The organism is Micromonospora sp. L31 (assembly GCF_052068075.1).
Classification (GTDB): domain Bacteria; phylum Actinomycetota; class Actinomycetes; order Mycobacteriales; family Micromonosporaceae; genus Micromonospora; species Micromonospora purpureochromogenes.
In genome coordinates this window covers 224194-242984 of the sequence record NZ_JBQHDC010000008.1, presented here as the reverse complement: position 1 = coordinate 242984, position 18791 = coordinate 224194, and the positions used below count along the sequence as shown (strand labels likewise).

18 protein-coding genes are annotated in these 18791 nt (G+C 71.1%); 13 read left to right on the top strand and 5 right to left on the bottom strand.

Annotated features, from left to right (window positions below; genetic code table 11):
• The first annotated feature begins 33 nt into the window (after positions 1-33).
• From ACTMS9_RS22470 to msrA, 3 genes are all read left to right on the top strand, one after another.
• Positions 34-354, top strand: a complete 321-nt coding sequence (locus ACTMS9_RS22470) for a hypothetical protein (protein WP_441165925.1) — start codon at positions 34-36, stop codon at positions 352-354.
• The gene (locus ACTMS9_RS22465) at positions 348-638 is read left to right on the top strand and encodes a hypothetical protein (protein WP_280839333.1); all 291 of its coding nucleotides are present in this window, start codon (positions 348-350) and stop codon (positions 636-638) included. The genes ACTMS9_RS22470 and ACTMS9_RS22465 overlap by 7 nt, the downstream gene beginning before the upstream one ends.
• Before the next feature lie 162 nt (positions 639-800).
• A complete protein-coding gene (gene msrA / locus ACTMS9_RS22460) occupies positions 801-1319 on the top strand; it encodes a peptide-methionine (S)-S-oxide reductase MsrA (protein ID WP_179804930.1) in 519 nt (172 codons plus the stop codon).
• A gap of 93 nt (positions 1320-1412) precedes the next feature.
• On the opposite strand, the gene ACTMS9_RS22455 is transcribed toward msrA, so the two are convergent.
• A complete protein-coding gene (locus ACTMS9_RS22455) occupies positions 1413-2030 on the bottom strand; it encodes a TetR/AcrR family transcriptional regulator (protein ID WP_441165924.1) in 618 nt (205 codons plus the stop codon).
• A gap of 65 nt (positions 2031-2095) precedes the next feature.
• Positions 2096-4315, bottom strand: a complete 2220-nt coding sequence (locus ACTMS9_RS22450) for a molybdopterin oxidoreductase family protein (protein ID WP_441165923.1) — start codon at positions 4313-4315, stop codon at positions 2096-2098.
• 322 nt (positions 4316-4637) lie between these two features.
• Between ACTMS9_RS22450 and ACTMS9_RS22445 the strand changes: the two genes are divergently transcribed.
• From ACTMS9_RS22445 to ACTMS9_RS22430, 4 genes are all read left to right on the top strand, one after another.
• Positions 4638-5639, top strand: a complete 1002-nt coding sequence (locus ACTMS9_RS22445; RefSeq protein WP_441148411.1) for a GGDEF domain-containing protein — start codon at positions 4638-4640, stop codon at positions 5637-5639.
• Between the two features lie 171 nt (positions 5640-5810).
• Entirely contained in the window at positions 5811-7355 is a 1545-nt protein-coding gene (locus ACTMS9_RS22440; RefSeq protein ID WP_441165922.1) for a ricin-type beta-trefoil lectin domain protein, read from the top strand.
• Positions 7356-7472: 117 nt separating this feature from the next.
• On the top strand, positions 7473-8738 hold the full coding sequence (locus tag ACTMS9_RS22435; protein WP_441148413.1) for a family 16 glycosylhydrolase: 1266 nt from the start codon (positions 7473-7475) through the stop codon (positions 8736-8738).
• Positions 8739-8840: 102 nt separating this feature from the next.
• A complete protein-coding gene (locus ACTMS9_RS22430; RefSeq protein WP_441165921.1) occupies positions 8841-10487 on the top strand; it encodes a beta-1,3-glucanase family protein in 1647 nt (548 codons plus the stop codon).
• A gap of 119 nt (positions 10488-10606) precedes the next feature.
• Here ACTMS9_RS22430 and ACTMS9_RS22425 read toward each other — a convergent pair whose 3' ends face one another.
• Both ACTMS9_RS22425 and ACTMS9_RS22420 read right to left on the bottom strand, forming a co-directional pair.
• Complete coding sequence (locus ACTMS9_RS22425; protein WP_441165920.1) at positions 10607-11089, bottom strand: SRPBCC family protein; 483 nt, start codon at positions 11087-11089, stop codon at positions 10607-10609.
• Positions 11086-11448: an ArsR/SmtB family transcription factor gene (locus ACTMS9_RS22420; RefSeq protein ID WP_441148416.1), complete on the bottom strand. Its 363-nt coding sequence runs from the start codon at positions 11446-11448 to the stop codon at positions 11086-11088. Before ACTMS9_RS22420 ends, ACTMS9_RS22425 begins: the two co-directional genes overlap by 4 nt.
• Positions 11449-11619: 171 nt before the next feature.
• Here ACTMS9_RS22420 and ACTMS9_RS22415 point away from each other — a divergent pair, with 171 nt between their 5' ends.
• From ACTMS9_RS22415 to ACTMS9_RS22390, 6 genes are all read left to right on the top strand, one after another.
• Positions 11620-11817: a hypothetical protein gene (locus ACTMS9_RS22415; protein ID WP_280839323.1), complete on the top strand. Its 198-nt coding sequence runs from the start codon at positions 11620-11622 to the stop codon at positions 11815-11817.
• 72 nt (positions 11818-11889) lie between these two features.
• A complete protein-coding gene (locus ACTMS9_RS22410) occupies positions 11890-13221 on the top strand; it encodes a low temperature requirement protein A (RefSeq protein WP_441165919.1) in 1332 nt (443 codons plus the stop codon).
• Between the two features lie 293 nt (positions 13222-13514).
• Complete coding sequence (locus tag ACTMS9_RS22405; protein WP_441148418.1) at positions 13515-13676, top strand: hypothetical protein; 162 nt, start codon at positions 13515-13517, stop codon at positions 13674-13676.
• A gap of 70 nt (positions 13677-13746) precedes the next feature.
• On the top strand, positions 13747-14124 hold the full coding sequence (locus ACTMS9_RS22400; RefSeq protein ID WP_441165918.1) for an SCP2 sterol-binding domain-containing protein: 378 nt from the start codon (positions 13747-13749) through the stop codon (positions 14122-14124).
• Positions 14121-16154 (top strand): amylo-alpha-1,6-glucosidase, encoded by a 2034-nt coding sequence (locus ACTMS9_RS22395; protein WP_441165917.1) that lies wholly within the window; start codon positions 14121-14123, stop codon positions 16152-16154. The genes ACTMS9_RS22400 and ACTMS9_RS22395 overlap by 4 nt, the downstream gene beginning before the upstream one ends.
• A 503-nt stretch (positions 16155-16657) precedes the next feature.
• Positions 16658-17995 (top strand): serine hydrolase domain-containing protein, encoded by a 1338-nt coding sequence (locus ACTMS9_RS22390; protein WP_441165916.1) that lies wholly within the window; start codon positions 16658-16660, stop codon positions 17993-17995.
• A gap of 48 nt (positions 17996-18043) precedes the next feature.
• Here the strand turns inward: ACTMS9_RS22390 and ACTMS9_RS22385 are convergent, their stop codons facing one another.
• Complete coding sequence (locus ACTMS9_RS22385) at positions 18044-18787, bottom strand: YqjF family protein (protein WP_441148422.1); 744 nt, start codon at positions 18785-18787, stop codon at positions 18044-18046.
• Between the last annotated feature and the right edge of the window lie 4 nt (positions 18788-18791).

Sequence of the window (18791 nt, the reverse complement as noted above, 5' to 3'; positions counted from 1 at the left end):
TGGCAATTGTCTTCGCAGCGACGGGAGGTAGGCATGCCCCGACGAATCCTGCACGGAGTCGCCGTCCTGGCCATCGGCACCGCGGTGGCCACGCTCGGCGCCGTGCCGGCGCAGGCCGATCCGGTGGTACCCCGGCACGCCGTGGTCAGCTGCCAGAGCGCCAGCTTCTACGACAACTACGACTCGGTCAGCGGCCCCTACGGCCTGAAGCGGGTCCTGCCCTACGGCAACAAGATCGGCCACACGCCCGGGGCGCACCCGGTCTACAACGGCTGGGCCGCGACCTTCGACTTCGGCCCCAACGACTGGGGCTACCTGCGCATCGAGTGCATCGGGGGGTACGACTCATGGTGAGCCGATCCGTCGCCCGCGCGGTGGCGACCGTGCTCGCGGGAACCATCGCCCTCGTCGCCGCACCGACCACGGCGCACGCCGACACCGGCACGATCGGGCAGCGCGAGACGGTCTGCGCCGCCGACCTGTTCGTCCGCACCCAGCCCAACGGCGCCTGGATGGGCACCCTCTACCGGGGCCAGACCTTCCTCGTCGAGGGCCCGCGCAGCGGCGGCTACGTCTACGGCTTCGCCTACGGGCACATCAACCGCCGCGGCTGGGTCCAGGACGGCTGGTTCTGCTGATCCGGCCCAAAGCCCGCCCGGCGCGGCGCGGGTTGCCCGTACCGGCCGCCAGGTTCTCGTCGGTCGGCATGGTGGCAGCCGGAACGGGAAGGCCACGATCGCCAGCAGGACGCACCGGGTCCCGAGGTACGAGCACGAGCACCCGCACCGGAGGGCAGAGCGATGAGCGAGACGACGGAGAAGGCGATCCTGGCCGGCGGCTGCTTCTGGGGGATGCAGGATCTCATCCGGAAACGCCCTGGCGTGCTCGCCACCAGGGTCGGATACACCGGCGGGGACGTGCCGAACGCCACGTACTACAACCACGGCACCCATGCCGAGGCGATCGAGATCGTCTACGACCCCGAGAAGCTGTCCTACCGGGATCTTCTCGAGTTCTTCTTCCAGGTCCACGACCCGACCACGAAGAATCGTCAGGGCGGCGACGTGGGAGTCAGCTACCGGTCGGCCATCTTCTACACCGACGAGCAGCAGCGGCAGGTCGCGGAGGACACGATCGCCGACGTCGACGCCTCCGGCCTGTGGCCGGGCAAGGTGGTCACCGAGGTCACCCCCGCCGGCCCGTTCTGGGAGGCCGAGCCCGAACACCAGGACTACCTGGAGCGTAATCCCGGTGGCTACACCTGCCACTTCGTCCGGCCGGACTGGAAGCTCCCCCGTCGAGGGGAGAAGGCGGCGTAGGGGCCCGCTCTGCTCGCGCGGCTGCCCGGCGAACGACGGGCGCGGCCACCAGCGGCGCGGCTCGACGGGTGCGACCGACCCGACATCGCAGCGTCACCGCGATGGCCGCGGATCGGCGGCCGGGTCCGGGCGCAGCGAGGAGAGCAGCAGGTCGGCGAAGTGCGCGCCGACCTGCTCGGCGGTGAGCCGGCCGTCGGCGCGGAACCACGCGCCGAGGTGGTGCACCGCGCCGAAGAAGTAGTCGACGGCCAGGTCGGCCGGCACGTCGGCGCGGAACGTCCCGGCGCGCTGGCCCTCCTCCACCAGCTCGCGGAAGCGTTCGTGGTACTCCCGGCGGACCGCCCGCACCGCGCGCCGGCGGTCGGCCGAGAGCAGATGCATCGACTGGAGGAAGACCGTGGCGTCGTCCAGGTTGGCGATCGCGGTGACCACCACGTCGGCGGCGGCCGCCCGCAGCCGCAGCGCCACCGGCTGGTCGCGGGCCATGATGGCCTCCAGGCGCTCGCGCTGCATGCGCAGCAGCCGCTGGTAGATCTCCTGGAGCAGGTCGTCCTTGGCGGCGAAGTAGTGGTACATCGCGCCCTTGGTGACCCCGGCGGCCTCGACGATCTCCTGGACCGAGGTCTTCTCGAAGCCCTTCTCCGCGAACAGCCTGGTGGCGACCGCCAGCAGCCGCTGCGGCAGCGCCTCCCCGTCGCCCGTCCGACCCACCGGTGCCCCCGCCCTTCCGGGCCGCCCGCCGGCCCGGTGCGCCAGCGTACGCAAGGCGCCGCCGATCAGGCCGGCTGGACGCGCACCGGGATGCCGTTGAGCACGACGTTTCCGGAGAGCGGGTCGACGGCCGTCTCGTCGGTGAGCACGTTGCTGTTGACGCCGGCGTGGGCGCGGGCCACCGCCTGCCGGGTGCCGGGCACGTCGTGGCCCCACCCGTGTGGCAGGCTGACCACGCCCGGCATGGTGTCGGGAGTGACCTCCACGGCCACCACGAGCGAGCCGACCCGCGAGGTGACGCGGGCGTCCTCCCCGGCGGCCAGCCCGAGCTTCGCCGCGTCCTCCGGGTGCACCTGCAACGTGCAGCGGTCGCGGCCCTTCACCAACGCCGGCACGTTGTGCATCCAGCTGTTGTTGGACCGCAGGTGCCGGCGCCCGACCAGGACGAAGCCCTCCGGGGGCGCGTCGCGGGCGGCGCGCAGCCGGGCCACGTCGGCGGCGATCGGCGGCGGGCACAGCTCGACGGTGCCGCTCGGGGTGCGCAGCACCTCCGGCAACCTCGGTCGCAAGGCCCCGAGGTCGACGCCGTGCGGGTGCTCCAGCAGCCGGGTCAGGGACAGCCCGTCCGGTCGCTGCCCGAACCGGTCGCCGTACGCGCCGAGCCGCAGCCGCGCGTCGAGCAGGCGTTCGGCCGGCCGGTCCCCGGCGACCAGCGCCCGCAACTCCTCCGCGGGCCGGTCCAGTGCCTCGGCGGCGTCGGCGAGCACCTGGCCGAGCAGCTGTTCGTGCAGCCCCGCCGGGTCGGCGCCGGCGCCCTGCCCGGCGGCGATCAGCGTGAGCCGGGCCAGGATGTCGCACTCGTCGAGGCTGTCGGGTGCCAGCGGCAGGACGGGCGGCGAGTAGCTCGCGACGTTGCGCACGGCCAGGGTGAGGAACGCGAAGTCGTAGTGGCCGGCGCGGGCGGGGTCGGGTGGCGGCAGCACCACGTCCGCGTGCCGGGTGGTCTCGTTCAGGTACGGGTCGACGCTGACCATGAAGTCGAGCGAGGCAAGCGCGCGGTCCAGCCGCTCGCTGTTGGCGGTGGAGAGCACCGGGTTACCGGCGACGGTGATCAACGCCCGGATCCGGCCCTCCCCCGGCGTCTCGATCTCGTCGGCGAGGGTGGCGACCGGCAGTTCGCCCTTGACCTCGGGCAGGCCCCGCACCCGGCTGGCCCAGCGCCCGGTGCGGAACCCCTTGCCGGGGCCGGCGGCCCGGGTTCGCTGGTGGGCGGCGAGCGGGAACATCGCCCCGCCGGGCCGGTCCAGGTTGCCGGTCAGCACGTTGACCACGTCGACCAGCCAGCTGGTCAGCGTGCCGAACGCGACCGTGCAGGTGCCGACGCGTCCGTAGACGGCGGCGGTGGGGGCGGCCGCCAGTTCCCGGGCGAGCTGCCGGATGCGCGGCGCGGGCACCGCGCACCGGTCGGCCACCCGCTCGGGCGCGAACGCGGTGGCCAGTTCCCGGACGTCGTCCAGGCCGGTGACGTGTTCCGCCAGCCGGCCGAGCCGGACCAGGTTCTCGTCGAAGAGCGTGTGCACGAGGGCGAAGAGCAGCAGCGCGTCGGTGCCGGGCCGGATGGGCAGGTGCTCGTCGGCGGCCGCCGCGGTGCGGGTGCGCCGGGGGTCGACGACCAGGAACCGGCCGCCGCGCGCCTGCAACGCCCGCAGCCGGCCCGGGAAGTCGGGCGCGGTGCAGAGGCTGCCGTTGGACTCCCAGGGGTTGGCGCCGAGCAGCACCAGCAGGTCGGTGCGGTCGAGATCGGGTACCGGGATGGTGTTGGGGTCGCCGTACAGGTAGCCGGAGGAGACGTGCTTGGGCATCTGGTCGACGGTGCTGGCGGTGAAGACGTTGCGGGTGCTGAGCGCTCGCAGGAGCGGGCCGGCGTAGAGCCCCCCGGCCATCGTGTGCACGGTGGGGTTGCCGAGGTAGGCGGCGACCGCGTCGCGGCCGCCGGCCCGGGCGGCGGTCAGGCCGGCCTCGACGGCGGCGAACGCCTCGTCCCAGCCCACCTCGCGCAGCGTGCCGTCGACCCGCAGCAGCGGTCGGCGCAGGCGGTCCGGGTCGGCGAGGAGCTGCGGGAACGCGGCCCCCTTCGGGCAGACGAAGCCGTGGCTGAAGACGTGTTCGCGGTCGCCCCGGGCGTGCGTCACCCGGTCGTCGGCGATGGTCAGGGTCAGCCCGCAGGTCGCCTCGCAGAGCGGACAGGTGCGGTACGCGGTACGCGTCGCGGTCGTTCCCGGCATCGCGGGCCCCCTCGGGATGAAATACCGACTGGTCGGTATGGTGGCACGCCGGCGGATGGCTGTCATCCCCCGTGACCGGCCAACGCGGGGCGCAGCGGGACGGGCACGCACAGTGCGGCGGCCGGCCGAATTCGGCCACCCGCGCGCTGGCCAGGGCAGATGCGCCGTTTCGGGTATTGACGGTGATGTAACGCACATCATTGAATGGCGGCGTGGCAGGGCCCCTCCGCGTAGCGGCCTCGACACGTACCACCGACATGGCCACCCCGACCGTTCGTGCTGCTGCCTCCTCAGCAGCCGTCGTCAGGGTGCGGTGGGCGGAGTGAACGAGCGCCGGCGAAGGATGCTGCTCACCGCGGCGTTGCACGTGGTCTCGCACGGCATCGCCGTCCTCTACTGCCTGATGACGCCCGGCGAGCCGCATCGGCCCCTGATGCTCGCCGCCTACAGCTGCGGGATGGCGTCCGGCGCCGTCGGCATCTGGGCGGCACGGACGGTGACCACGAAGGCCGCCGGCTACCGGGTCTCGTTCACCATCCTGCTGGTCACCATCGCCATGGCGGCGCTCGGCGCGTACTGCGACGGCGGGGCCGCCTCACCGGCCGCCCTGGGGTTCGTGACCACCACGGTGTTCGTGGCCACCTACACCCCGCACCTGCGGCTGATGATGGCGCTGGAGGCGCTCCTGCTCGCGTCGTACCTCGCCGTGGCCGCCCTCGGGCAACCGCCACGGCCCGGCCACGTCTTCCTCTACATGGCGGGCATGCTGGTCCTGATCTCGGTCTGCGGCGCGCAGACCCGGAAGCTGGCGCGGCAGCGGTCCCAGCTGCGCGCCCTGGCGGCGCTGGACCCGTTGACCGGCGCCCTGAACCGGCGCGGCCTGGCGGACTTCACCCAACACCTGTTCCGCAGGTGCGGTCGCGCCGGCCCGGCCATGCTCTGTCTGGATCTCGACGATTTCAAGAGCGTCAACGACCGTCTCGGGCACGCCGCCGGCGACGAGCTGCTGAAGCGGACGGTGGCGGCGACGCGAGAGGTGCTGCGCCCCGAGGACGCCGTCGCCCGGGTCGGCGGCGACGAGTTCGTGGTCGTCCTCAGCGACGCCGACGAGGCGACGGCACGGACGGTGGCGGCCCGGATCGAGGCGGCGGTGCGCCTTCACACCGGCGTCAGCATCGGCGCGGCCACCGCCCCGCGCGACGGGGACACGCTGGAGACCCTGCTGCACGTGGCCGACCGGCGCCTCTACCGGGTGAAGCAGCAGCGCCGCGGCGGCGACCGGCCCGGCCACGGACTGCTGTCCACCGACACCGTCGGCGCGTGACGCCGCCGGCCGGCCATCGCCGGGCCGGCTGACCGGGCGGGCTCGGGCGGGTCCGGAGCGCACAATAGGCAACCTTCTTGACAGATTGGTTAACCATCGACAAACTTCATCGCGAGAGCGCTCTCTCACCCGCTCCGCCCGCCACCCTCGCCGTACCCCGGGAGGACCCCCATGTCCCCACACCCGCGCGTGCTCGGCTCGTTCGCCGTCGCTCTCCTGCTCGTCGGCGCGGCGCCGGCGGCGGGCGTCGCCGGCCCGCCGGCCACCACCGCCGCCACCCACCCCGCCGCCCCGGCGGACCTCCCTCCGGGCCTGGTCGACGCGATGCGCCGCGACCTGGGCCTCACCGCCGCGCAGGTGGGCGACCGCCTGCGCACCGAGGCCGCCGCCCCGGCGGTCGAGCGGCGGCTGCGCGCGAAGCTCGGCCCCGCCTTCGCCGGCGCGTGGCTGCCCACCGACGGCAACCGCCTCACCGTGGCCGTCACCGATCCCGCGCTCGCCCCGGGGGTCCGCGCCGAGGGCGCCGACGTCACCGTCGCCGGCCGTAGCGAGAGGACGCTCGACGCGGTCAAACGGGCCCTGGACAGGCGACGCGCCAGGGCGGACGCCCGGGACCTCCACGGCTGGCACGTCGACGTGGTCAGCAACAGCGTCGTTGTGACGGCCCGACCCGGCGCCACCGCCGCGGCCACCGCGTATGTCCGGGCCAGCGGCGTTCCCGCCGGGGCCGTCCGGGTGGTCACCTCGCCGGGCGCCCCGCGCCCGCTCTACGACATCCGCGGCGGCGACCAGTACGTCATCAACGGCAACACCCTGTGCTCGGTCGGCTTCGCGGTCGTCGGCGGCTTCGTCACGGCCGGCCACTGTGGACGCGTCGGCAGCCCGACCCTCGGCTTCAACAACGTCTCGCAGGGCACGTTCGCCGGCTCGTCGTTCCCCGGCGACGACTACGCCTGGGTGCGCACCAACAGTTCCTGGACACCGCAGCCGTGGGTCAACAGCTACTCCGGCGGCAACGTGACCGTGGCCGGGTCGCAGGACGCGGCCATCGGCAGCTCGGTGTGCCGCTCCGGGCGCACCACCGGCTGGCGCTGCGGCACCATCCTCGGCCGCAACGAGACCGTCGTCTACCCGCAGGGAGCCGTGTCGGGGCTGAGCCGCAGCAACGCCTGCGCCGAGGGCGGCGACTCGGGCGGCGCGTGGATCTCGGGCAACCAGGCCCAGGGGGTGACCTCCGGCGGCTCCGGAAACTGCTCCTCCGGCGGCACCACCTGGTTCCAGCCGGTGAACGAGATCCTCGGGGTCTACGGGCTGTCGCTCGTCACCACCGGCGGCGGGCAACGGATCGTCAGCAACTGGAACAACCGCTGCATCGACGTACCGAACTCCAACTTCTCCGACGGCGTACCCCTGCAGACCTGGACCTGCAACGGCACCAGCGCCCAGGCCTGGGCCTTCACCGGCGGGACGCTGCGGACCCAGAACAACAAGTGCATGGACGTGGCCTGGGGCTCCACCGCCAACGGCGCCACCATCCAGATCGCCAACTGCAGCGGCAACCCCGCCCAGCAGTTCGTCCTCTCCGCCGCCGGCGACCTGGTCAACCCCCAGGCCAACAAGTGCGTCGACATCACCGACTGGAACAACTCCGACGGCGCCCGCCTCCAACTGTGGGACTGCGCGGGCACCGCCAACCAGAAGTGGCGTCGCGGCTGACACCACCGCTCCCCCGGCCCGGCGGACACCGACACCCCACCGATCCCGCCGCCGTGCCGGTCGCTTCTCCCCCCGTCGAACCCGCGACAGGTTCGCGCCCGTCCCGCAGGAGGTCCCATGTTCCCCATCCGCGCCCGCCGCCGGCCCCGCGCGCTCGCCCTCGCCGGCGCCGCGCTCGTCGCGGCCACGGTGGCCCTCGCCGTACCGGTCGACTCCCGCCCCGCCGAGGCCGCGATCGGCGGAATCACCTGGCAGGACGAATTCAACGCCGGGGCCGGCACCCCGGTCGACCAGAGCAGGTGGCGCTTCGACATCGGCGGCAGCGGCTGGGGCAACAACGAACGGCAGTACTACACCAACAGCACCAGCAACGCGGTACACGACGGTCAGGGCAACCTGGTCATCACCGCACGCCGGGAGAACCCGGCCAACTACCAGTGCCACTACGGCCGGTGCGAGTACACCTCGGCCCGGCTGCTCACCGCCGCCACCTTCACGCAGGCGTACGGCCGCTTCGAGGCCCGCATCAAGATCCCCCGAGGGCAGGGCATCTGGCCGGCGTTCTGGATGCTCGGCAACGACATGGGCAGCGTCGGCTGGCCGAACGCCGGCGAGATCGACATCATGGAGAACATCGGCCGGGAGCCGAACACCGTCTACGGCACCATCCACGGCCCGGGCTACTCCGGCGCGGGCGGGATCACCGGCAGCCGGACCCTCGCCGCGCCGCTCGCCGACGCCTTCCACACCTACCGGGTGGACTGGGAGCCGAACTCCATCGTCTGGTACCTCGACGGCGTCGAGTACCACCGCGTCGACCCCGCCCGGCTCGGCGGCAACCGCTGGGTGTTCGACCACCCGTTCTTCATGATCCTGAACGTCGCGGTCGGCGGCAACTGGCCGGGCTACCCGGACGCGTCGACCCAGTTCCCGCAGCAGATGCTGGTGGACTACGTCCGGGTCTCCGGCTACACCTCCGGTGGCGGCGAGCCCGCGCCGGGGACCACCCGGATCCGGGGCGCGGCGAGCGGCCGGTGCATCGACATCCCCGGCGCGAACCCGGTCGACGGGGCCAAGCTGCAGATCTGGGACTGCAACACCACCGCCGCGCAGGCGTGGACCTTCGCCGCCGACGGCACCCTGCGCGCCATGGGCAAGTGCATGGACCCGGCCTGGGCCGGCACCGCCAACGGCACCGAGGTCAACCTGGTGAGCTGCAACGGAAACCCGGCCCAACGCTTCACCCTCACCGCCACGGGTGACCTGGTCAACCTCAGCGCCAACCGCTGCGTCGACGTACGCGACCGGGTCACCACCAACGGCGGCAAGCTCCAACTGTGGGACTGCACCGGCGCCGCCAACCAGAAGTGGTCGCGCGCCTAGACCCCGCACCGCGACGTACCCCCAATCCCCCACGCCCTTCGTCGGCCGGCCGCGACCCGGGTCGACGAGATGGTGCCCGTCCCCACCATCGAGGAGTTTCCCGTGACCAACAGACGCTCGCGCCGGGCACGACTCGCCGCCGCCATCGGCGCTCTGGCCGCGCTCGTGCTCGCCGTACCCGTCGCCCTCACCGCCACCCAGACCCGGGCGCTCGCCGTCGGCCCCGACCTGCTCCCCGTCACCGTCACCAACAACACCGGCCGCAGCGAGGCGGTCCACCTCTACATCCTCGGCACCGACATCCGCCCCGGCGGCGGCCTCGGCTACGTCAACGCCGCCGGCGCCTTCACCCGCTGGCCCGCCGGCGGCATCCCACCGACCCCGGCGCCGGACGTGTCGATCGCCGGCCCGCCCAACGGCGGCAGCGTCACCGTCCGGTTCCCGCGCTTCATCTCCGGGCGCATGTACTTCTCGTTCGGCCGCAAGCTCGACTTCCGCCTCACCCCGGACGGGGTCGTCCAGCCCGCGCCCTGGGCCGCCGGCGACCCGAACCGGGACGTCCTGTTCGACTGGTCCGAGTTCACCTACAACGACGCCGGCCTCTGGTTGAACAGCTCGCAGGTGGACCAGTTCGCCGTGCCGCACGCCGTCTCCGTCACCAGCGGCAGCGGCGTCACCACGAAGACCGGCGAGCTGCTGAACAACGGCCGGAACAACGTCATCAACGCGGTCAAGGCGCAGCCGGCCTTCGCCCGGTCGGTCGTCACCCGCGCCGACGGCACCGTGCTGCGCGTCCTCGCGCCCGGCAAGGCCATGGACGCCGGCCTGATGGACCCCGCCTACCTCGACTCGTACATCAGCTCGGCGTGGAACGCGTACACCAGCCGTACCCTCACGGTCGTGCCGCGCACCAACGAGCCGAACCGCCGGTTCTTCGGCCGCACCGTCGGCAGCACCATGGTCTTCACCGACTCGTCCGGCGCCCAGGTGGCGACGGTCGCCAGGCCGACGACCGGCAACGTGTGGGGCTGCGACGGGGTCTTCAACGCCCCGAACACCCCGCCGTTCATCGAGCCGGAGATCAAGCGCACCCTCTGCACCGCGCTCAACCGCGGCACCCTCGGCCAGTTCGACACCGAGCCGCGGCTCGACGCCACCACCTTCTACCGGAACAGCGCCCCGAACCACTACTCCCGCATCATCCACGCCAACATGGCCGACGGTAAGGCGTACGGCTTCGCCTACGACGACGTCGGCGGCTTCGAATCGCTGGTGCACAGCGGCGATCCGCGTTCGGCCGCCATCACCCTGACGCCGTTCGGCGCCGGCGGCCCGACCGGACCGCCGCCGACCACTCCGCCGGCCACCGGCGACCTGGTGGTCAGCAACTGGCACCAGAAGTGCGTCGACGTGCCCAACTGGAACTTCGCCGACGGCCAGCGGCTCATCGTCTGGGACTGCCACGGCGGCACCAACCAGCGCTGGGAGTTCGTCAACGGCACCCTGCGCACCCTGAACAACAAGTGCATGGACGTCGCCTGGGGTTCCACCGCCAACGGCGCCGCCATCCAGATCGCGACCTGCTCCGGCAACCCGGCCCAGCAGTTCGTGCTCAGTGCGGCGGGTGACCTGGTCAACCCGCAGGCGAACAAGTGCGTGGACATCGCCGGCTGGAACCCGAACAACGACGCGGTGCTCCAGCTCTGGGAGTGCACCGGCGGCGCGAACCAGAAGTGGCATCGCGGCTGACGGCGGCCTCCCGGGCGATCCGGCGGCGGCGGCCGACCCCTGGCCGCCGCCGCCTTTGGGCGAGCGCCCGACGTCGACCGCCCCAGCCGGTCCGCTCGGATGTGGGGCCCGCTCGCGGGTCAGAGGGACTTGACGACGTCCACCAGTTGGTCGAGCGCCGCGCCCCAGCCCTCGGCGAAGCCCATGTCCTCGTGCTGCTTGCGGGCCGAGGCGTCGGCGTGGATCGCCGTGGCGGTGTACCTCGTACCGGCGCCGTCCGGCGCGATGCGGACCACCGCGGTGAACGGGAAGCCGTCCTCGGCGACCTGCGGGCGGAACCCCGGGCCCAGGGCGGAGGTGAACACCAGGGTGGAGCCCTCCTCGACCACCAGGATGCAGCCGTCGTTGGGGAACTCCTCACCCTCCGGCGAGCGCATGACGGTGTGGAACCGGCCACCGGGCTGCAGGTCGATCTCGCAGGACGAGGTCGACCAGGGCTTCGGGGCGAACCACCGCACGATCAGCTCGGGCGTGGTCCAGGCCTTCCAGACCAGTTCCGGGGCGACGTCGACGGTGCGCTCCAGGACCAGGTCGAGGTCGGGGTTCATGGTGTAGGCGGTCATGTCTGCTGCTCCTTCAGGTCGTAGAGAAGCGAATCGAGTTGATCGAGGCGGCGGGTCCAGAGCGCACGTTGCGCGGCGAGCCAACTGTCGGCCCGCTCCAGCGACCGGGGCGCCAGGCGGTAGGTCCGCACCCGCCCCTTCTTCTCCGAGGTCACCAGGCCCGAGCGCTCGAGAACACTCAGATGCTGGGTGAACGACGGCAGTGCCATCCCGAACGGACGCGCGAGGTCGCTGGTCGTGGCGGGGCCCCGGCCCAGGAGTTCGACCACGCGCCGGCGGGTGGGGTCCGACAACGCGTGGAACACGTCGTCCAGCGACGCGTCGCCCGCGCCGCCACCTTCGCCGGAATACTTAGCCATCCGCCTAAGTATGGGGGGTGGAGGACGGCCAGGTCCATACCCGGGCGGAAGTCGGACCCTGATCGGGACCGGCATCGACCGGTCCCACGGCATCGGTCACCTAGCTGCCGCCGGCGGGCAGCACGGTCGTACCGACCGCTCCCGGCCCGGACAGCACGTAGCGTCGATCGAATGGAGGTGCTGCTGCGCGGCGGGCCGGGTGACGGCCAGGTCGTCCCCGGCGGCGGGGAGACCGTCCTCTGGCAGGCCTGCCTGTACGAGATCACCTCGGAGCGGGCCCACCGGCACGGGCGTGACCTGCGGGTGTACCGACACCGCGTCGACTGCTGCGAACCGTACGGCCGGGGCTCCGAGGACAGGTGCGAGTAGCGATCGGGCGAAAGGGCCGACTGTAATCCGACTGTAATTCGGCCCCGGCCGGTCCTCGGCTGGCACAGTGGGTTGGTGGGAAACCGGTGGCGCGGGCGGCTGGGGCCGGCCGTCGGGATCGCGCCGGGCGCCCGGGTGGACCGGTTCGAGGTCTTCTTCGACCTGGTCTTCGTCTTCTCCTTCTTCATCATTACCCGGGCCACCGCCGCCAACATCACCGGCCGGCAACTACTGCACGCCATGCTCGTGCTGGCCGTGCTGTGGTGGTGCTGGGTGGTGCACAGCGTGGTGGCCACCCGGGTCCGGTTGGGCGAAGGCTTCGTTCCGGTGCTGATGGTCGCCGGGATGGCGGCGGTGTTCTGCCTCGCGTTGTCGCTGCCGCAGGCGTTCGACCACCCGAAACAGACGGCCGCCGGGCCGATGGTGGTGGCGATCAGTTACGTGGTGTTCCGCGGGGTGCACCTGCTGCTGTACTGGCACGTCGCCAAGGAGCGGCCGGGCGAGCGGCGACTGCTGTTGAAGTACTCCCCGGAGCTGGTGGCCAGCACCCTGCTTCTGCTGAGCGCCGCGCTGATCCCGCCGCGGATCGAGGACGCGGGCGTGGCCGGGCTGGTCCGGGACGGGCTGTGGGTCAGCGTCGTCCTGTTGCAGTACAGCGCCGGACTGGTCGCCGGGGCGTGGGGCTGGATGGTCACCTCCGCCGAACACTGGACCGAGCGCTACGACCTCATCCTGATCATCGCGCTGGGCGAGTCGATCATCTCCGTCGGCGTCGGCGGCAACCTCCTCGGCCAGCCGGTCACCTGGCCGGCGATCACCGCGGCCGTGCTGGGCATCGTCTTCACCGCCGCCCTGTGGTGGACGCACTACGACGTGGTCGCACCGGCCGCCCGGATCGCGCAGCACGTCGCGCAGGGGCAGGCCCGGGTGTCGATGGCCCGCGACGCGTACGCCTATCTGCACCTGGTGATGATCGCTGGGGTGATCCTGTTCGCCCTGGGGGCCGAGGAGATCGTGCGGCAGATCGCCGACCCGTCGATCAGCCTCGCCGAGCCGGCGCACGGTCCCGGCGTACCGCTGCTGTTCGGCGGGGTGATCTGCTACCTGTGCGCGGACATGCTGTTCCAGCTGCGCACCCTGCACACCCTGTCCTGGAGCCGGGTCGGCACCGTGCTCGCGCTCACCGCAGCCATCCCGGTCGCGACGCACCTGCCGGGGTTGGCCGCCTTCGCCCTGCTTACCGCGCTCTGCGTGGCGTTGGTGGCCGTCGAGGTGGTGGTGATGGCGGACGCCCGGCGAGCCCTGCGGCAGGCCGCCCTCGACGAGCGGACGAGCTACGAGAAGCACGAGGCCGCCTGGCGCGCCCGCTGGCACGAACAGACCGCCGACGAGCCACCGGCCTAGGCGGTGTCGTCAAAGGATCTTGGTGTCGGATGATGTAGGGCGTGGCAGCCGAGGAGGCGGCCGCCGACGTTCGACAAGCAGCTCTACAAGTACCGCAACGTCGTCGAGCACTGCTTCAACCGCCTCAAGCACTGCCGCAGCTTCGCTACCCACTACGACAAGACAGATACGTCGTACCATGCCACCGTCACTGACTGTCAGCCGCTGAGCAGGGTCGCTACGGCTCGTAGTAGGCGCGGCTGACGGGGGCGGCGGGGGCGGCGAACGACACCGAACGCGCCCACGTCCTGGCGGTGCTCGACCGCGACCGGCTCGTCGACACCACCGTGACCGAGGCATTTGCGACGCTGCTCGGTGAAGCCGCCTGCCTGGCCTCGATCTCCACCCTCTATCGCATCCTGCGTGCCGACAATCATCGGCACTGGTCCTGCCCGATTCTCACCCGCTGCGAGTGATCCACGCTACCGTTGGTGAGGTGATTTTGACTAACGGTTATCGGATCGAGGCGGGCGGAGGGGATGGCGGATGGCAGACCCGATTGCGGAGTTCTTCACCGCGCTCACCCTGCGGCATGACACGGCGGTTAGGAAGATCACGGGCACTATCCGCTGCGATCTGGTTGCGGACGGGCGGATTGAATATTGGTTCGTCGACATCAAAGATGGCGACATGGACATATCGCGGGAGAAGCGTGACGCCGACTGTCTCATCCGCGCTGACAAGACATTGTTCTGCCGCTTTGTCACGGGCGAGGGGAATGCGATCGTGGCGTGGTTGGGATACCGGATTTACATCGCGGGAAGGACGGACCTGTTCCGCGCCTTCGAACGGCTCTTTCCAGGGCCTGTTGGGGCACGTGACCCACGAAATCTGGCCGGCGGGCGCGGGAGCCTGGCACGATGAGCGACTTGGTCAGTATCCTGGATGGCAATACTTTCGTGATCAGCGACGGCAATGGCGACATTGATGCGTCGCCGTCGCTGCCCACCGGGTTGTTCTCGTTCGACACCAGGTTCTTGTCGAGATGGCATCTAAGTATCAATGGCGAGCGACTGACGGCACTCGCTGTCAATGATCTTCAGTATTTCGAGACGCGGTTCTATCTCGTTCCGGGCGCCCCGACCCACTACATCGACGCGAAGGTGACAGTGATCCGTCAGCGTTCGGTTGGCGCAGGTTTTGACGAGGAGCTGACGGTTCTCAATCACGAAAACAAGTTCGTCGATCTCACTGTCCGCTTGGAGGTTGGCAGCGATTTCGCCGATCTGTTCGAGATCAAGGACATGCGACAAAAGAAAGGCAGGTATTTCGCGCGTATCGACGACGGGTGCCTGCGGCTGAGCTACGACCGGGAGACGTTCCGCCGAGAGACGGTGATCTCGTCCAGTGCGTCGGCAGAGATCGATGAGAATGGGCTGACCTTTGCCATCCGACTCGAACCGCATGGGAAGTGGGTCACCCAACTGCGTGTGGCGACGCTAGGCCCGGATGGGCAGGAGGTTCGCCTGAGCTTGCGTGGCCAACCCATCAGCCGGGCAAAGCGGAAGCTGCAGGAGGATCTGCAGCACTGGCTGGACCAGGCACCGACTCTGGTGTGCGACTTCGAGCCACTGTTGAGGACGTACCGAAGGAGCATCATCGATCTCGCCTCGCTGCGCTATACACCGCTGGTCTCCGGCGGGCGGATCCGGACCCTGATGGCGGCCGGCCTGCCGTGGTTCATGACGGTCCTCGGTCGGGACAGCATCCTCACCAGCCTGCAGGCGCTGCCGTTCCTGCCGGAGCTCGCCGAGGCGACGCTGTTCGCGTTGGCAGTTCCACAGGGCAGCCGGCTGGACGATTTCCGCGAGGAGGAGCCGGGGAAAATCCTGCACGAGTTCCGCTACGGAGAGTCGGCCGTGTTCGAGGAGCAGCCGCACACGGCATACTTCGGCAGCGCCGACTCCACCCCGCTCTACGTGATATTGCTCGACGAGTACGAGCGCTGGACCGGTGACGACGCCGTGGTGCACGAGCTCGAATACGAGGCACGTGCCGCGCTCGCCTGGCTCGACACGTACGCCGACATCATGGGCAATGGTTACGTCTGGTATCAGCGCCGCAACGAGCAGAGCGGCCTGGAAAATCAGGGCTGGAAGGACTCCTGGGATTCGATCTCCTACAACGATGGCCAGCTGCCGGGATTCCCGCGAGCGACCTGCGAGTTGCAGGGTTACGCGTACGACGCCAAGCTCCGCGGTGCCCGGCTGGCCCGACGGTTCTGGGGTGACCCAGCGTATGCCGACCGGCTGGAGCGAGAGGCCGCCGACCTCAAGGAGCGGTTCAACCGGGACTTCTGGATTGAGGATCGGCAGTACTATGCCCTCGCCCTCGACGCCGAGGGCAGACCGGTCGACGCACTCACGTCGAACATGGGCCATCTGCTCTGGAGCGGAATCGTCGATGAGTCCCGGGTCGGTAAGGTCGCCGAGCATTTGCTCGGCCCGAAGTTGTTCTCTGGTTGGGGCGTGCGGACCCTGGCCGCGGATGCGGGGCGGTACAATCCGGTCGGCCGTCACGTGGGTACGGTGTGGCCCTTCGACAACTCGTTCATCGCCTGGGGATTGCGCCGTTGCGGCCTTTCGGAAGAGGCGGGGCGGATCGCTGGGGCGATGATCGAGGCGGCCGAGTTCTTCGACGGGCGGCTACCGGAGGCGTTCGCCGGTTATGACCGAGCGCTGACGGAGTACCCGGTCGAGTATCCGGCCGCCTGCAGTCCTCGGGCGTTGTCATCAGGCGCCCCGCTGCTGCTGCTGCGCGTCATTCTCGGCCTTGAACCGCACGCTGATCATCTGATTATCCGGCCCGCGTTGCCGAAGCTGATCGGCCGGCTCGAACTTCTCGACATTCCTGGACGATGGGGGCGGATAGACGCCCTCGGCCGCCCACGGTAGCAGCTACCCATCCTCAAACCGCCGCTGACCCGGCTGGGCGGACTGCTTCAATCGGCCCGTTACGAACGCAGAGCTGACGTCTGCCAAGCCCTGCTCAGCCTGGCTGAGGTGCCCCGGGTTCTCAGGACAGGGATCCAAAGTAGAGGTCAGTCTTTCGGTAGGAGGGTGTAGCGCACGGTCTGCAAGCGGATCAGCCCATCCTGGAAGACGAACGTGCCGATGCCGTCGACCGCCCGGTTCCTCCTGGCTGCAGCGGCTCACCGTCGACGACAACACCCGCCGCGGCTACGAATCCCACGTCCGCGTGCACCTCATCCCGCACATCGGCGACATCGTCCTGGACAAACTGCTCCCGAAGGGGGTCGGTCTGGGTCTAGGCGTCTCGCGCTCGGTCGATGCCGGGTCGGCTAACCGGCCGGTCCTGCGTCCGTAGCTGCTCCACTACCGTCAGGCGGTTGCGGACGACGGTGTCTCCGCACCCGCCGGCCTGGCATGATCCAGCCATGCCGGTCGACCGTCGCTCGCTGCTCGGACTCGGGCTCTCCGCCGCCACCGCGGCGCTCACCGGCTGCCGGGCGGCACCGCCCACGGGCCACGCCGGCTCGTGGCGGACGCCGGGCGCGTCGGCCCCGGGCCAGGGCGCCGCCGCGGTCACCGGGCCGGTCGTCCGCACCTCCCCGGTCAGCCGGCGGCTGACCACCGTCCTCACCGGCCACCTGAAGCCGACCAGCCTGAACCCCGCCCACCCGATGTACGCCGGGGCGGTCGCGCTCGCGCTCAACGGTGGGCAGCCGTACGCCGAGACGGCCGTCGGCGAGGCCCTGCGCTTCGGTGCCGGGCCGGTCCTCCTGCCCGCCGGCGAGCGGGTCCGGATGCGCACCGACTCCATCTTCGACCTCGCCTCGATCACCAAGGTCTACACGTCCATCCTCGCCCTGCGGCAGGTCGACAAGGGCCGACTCGACCTCGACGCGCCGGTGGTGAGCTACCTGCCGGAGTTCACCGGTGCCGGCAAGTCGGCCGTCACGGTGGCGATGCTGCTCGCGCACACCAGCGGGCTCCCCGTGGGTGCCACGGTGACCGGCTACGCCACGCTGGCCGAGAAGTGGCAGGCCGTCCTGGCCACCCCGCTGGTCAGCGGGGCGATCCCGGGCCGGGTGTTCCGCTATTCGAGCGTGGGGCTGATGGTCGTGGGCAGGCTGGTGGAGAAGGTCACCGGCCAACGGCTCGACCAGGCGCTGAAGACCGAGTTGACCGACCCGCTCGGCCTGCGCTGGACCGGCTTCAACCCGAACACCTGGCTCAGCGCCACCGACCGGGCCATCCGGCTGGTGGCCACCGACGCGCGCTCCTCGCGGGGGCTGCTCCGGGGCGTGGTGCACGACGACGTGGCCAACCACCTGGGCGGCATCGCCGGGCACGCCGGCATCTTCAGCACCGCCGAGGAGGTCGCCGTCATCGGCCAGTTGCTGCTCGACGGCGGCACGTACGGCGGCCAGCGGATCCTGGCCGAGAGCACCGTCCGCCGGATGCTGACCAACGCCAACGCCGGGCTGCCCGCCGTCGACCCGGAACGCCCGAACCGGACCGCCGACCACGGGCTCGGCGTGGTGCTGCACCAGCCGTGGTTCATGGGTCGGCTCAGCGCCCCCACCACCTTCGGGCACACCGGCTTCACCGGCACGTCGCTGCTGGTGAGCCCCGCCCGCCGGACCGTCTTCGTGCTCCTCACCAACCGGGCCCACCCGAACTGGAGCTGGGCCAACCCCGATCCGGTGCGGGTCGCGACCGCCAACGTCCTGGCCCGCCTGCCCATCCTGTCGGCCACCGCCACCAGATGACGGCGGCGCGGCGTCCCGTCCCACCTCCCCGAGCGACGGGCGTCGCGGTCACCGGGTCTCGGGCAGGGTGACCGGCGGGCCGAACCGGACCGGAACGCCGGGCGAATACAGCACGCTGGCCGGCGGTCCCGCCGGCGGCGGCAACCCGGCGGCGGCGACCAGTTCGTCGTCCAGGCGCAGCAGCTCGGCCCGGTGCAGCGGCCAGCGGGGATGCCAGTTCGGCAGGTGCAGCGTGCGCCCGTACGCGCGGGTGTGCAGCCCCCAGCGGGCGGTGACGAAGTGCTCCAGCGGGGTCGGGTCGGCGATCGGCTCCCCCACCCGTACCACCATCCGGCTCGTCGCTCCGACCGGTCCGGGCCAACGCCGCCGGCACCGGTAGGTGAAGTGGTCACCGTCGCGGTCCAGCCGCATCGCCGACCACAGGTACGGCAGTCGCAGGGTCGCCCGGGCGACCAGCACCGGCACCAGCCGGGACGCGTCGAGCGAACGGAACACCACGGCCCGCCGGCCGGTGTGGTCGACCGAGTAGAGCCGGACGTTCGTCTCCCAGAAGCTGCCGAAGTACGGCACCCCCGGCCCGGTGCCGAGGCCCAGCCCCACCATCCGGAAACCGATCAGGCCGACGTAGCTGAGCCCGTCGAGCGTGTCCGGCCGGGTGCCGGCGGGCAGCAGGGGCGCGACCACCTCCGGCGCGACCGCCCAGTGCAGGAAGGTGAGGTGCTCCCAGCGCTGCCCCAGGATCGCCCGCCGGAACCGCTGCTCCGGGGCGCAGTCGACCGGCTCGATGTCCACCCAC

Bases quoted from the DNA above. Each gene is read 5' to 3' on its own strand.
- ACTMS9_RS22420 (WP_441148416.1), bottom strand. From the start codon at position 11,448: ATGGCTAAGTATTCCGGCGAAGGTGGCGGCGCGGGCGACGCGTCGCTG.
- ACTMS9_RS22465 (WP_280839333.1), top strand. From the start codon at position 348: ATGGTGAGCCGATCCGTCGCCCGCGCGGTGGCGACCGTGCTCGCGGGA.
- ACTMS9_RS22400 (WP_441165918.1), top strand. From the start codon at position 13,747: ATGGCAGACCCGATTGCGGAGTTCTTCACCGCGCTCACCCTGCGGCAT.
- ACTMS9_RS22425 (WP_441165920.1), bottom strand. From the start codon at position 11,089: ATGACCGCCTACACCATGAACCCCGACCTCGACCTGGTCCTGGAGCGC.
- ACTMS9_RS22440 (WP_441165922.1), top strand. From the start codon at position 5,811: ATGTCCCCACACCCGCGCGTGCTCGGCTCGTTCGCCGTCGCTCTCCTG.
- ACTMS9_RS22450 (WP_441165923.1), bottom strand. From the start codon at position 4,315: ATGCCGGGAACGACCGCGACGCGTACCGCGTACCGCACCTGTCCGCTC.
- ACTMS9_RS22415 (WP_280839323.1), top strand. From the start codon at position 11,620: ATGGAGGTGCTGCTGCGCGGCGGGCCGGGTGACGGCCAGGTCGTCCCC.
- ACTMS9_RS22435 (WP_441148413.1), top strand. From the start codon at position 7,473: ATGTTCCCCATCCGCGCCCGCCGCCGGCCCCGCGCGCTCGCCCTCGCC.
- ACTMS9_RS22390 (WP_441165916.1), top strand. From the start codon at position 16,658: ATGCCGGTCGACCGTCGCTCGCTGCTCGGACTCGGGCTCTCCGCCGCC.
- msrA (WP_179804930.1), top strand. From the start codon at position 801: ATGAGCGAGACGACGGAGAAGGCGATCCTGGCCGGCGGCTGCTTCTGG.
- ACTMS9_RS22395 (WP_441165917.1), top strand. From the start codon at position 14,121: ATGAGCGACTTGGTCAGTATCCTGGATGGCAATACTTTCGTGATCAGC.
- ACTMS9_RS22470 (WP_441165925.1), top strand. From the start codon at position 34: ATGCCCCGACGAATCCTGCACGGAGTCGCCGTCCTGGCCATCGGCACC.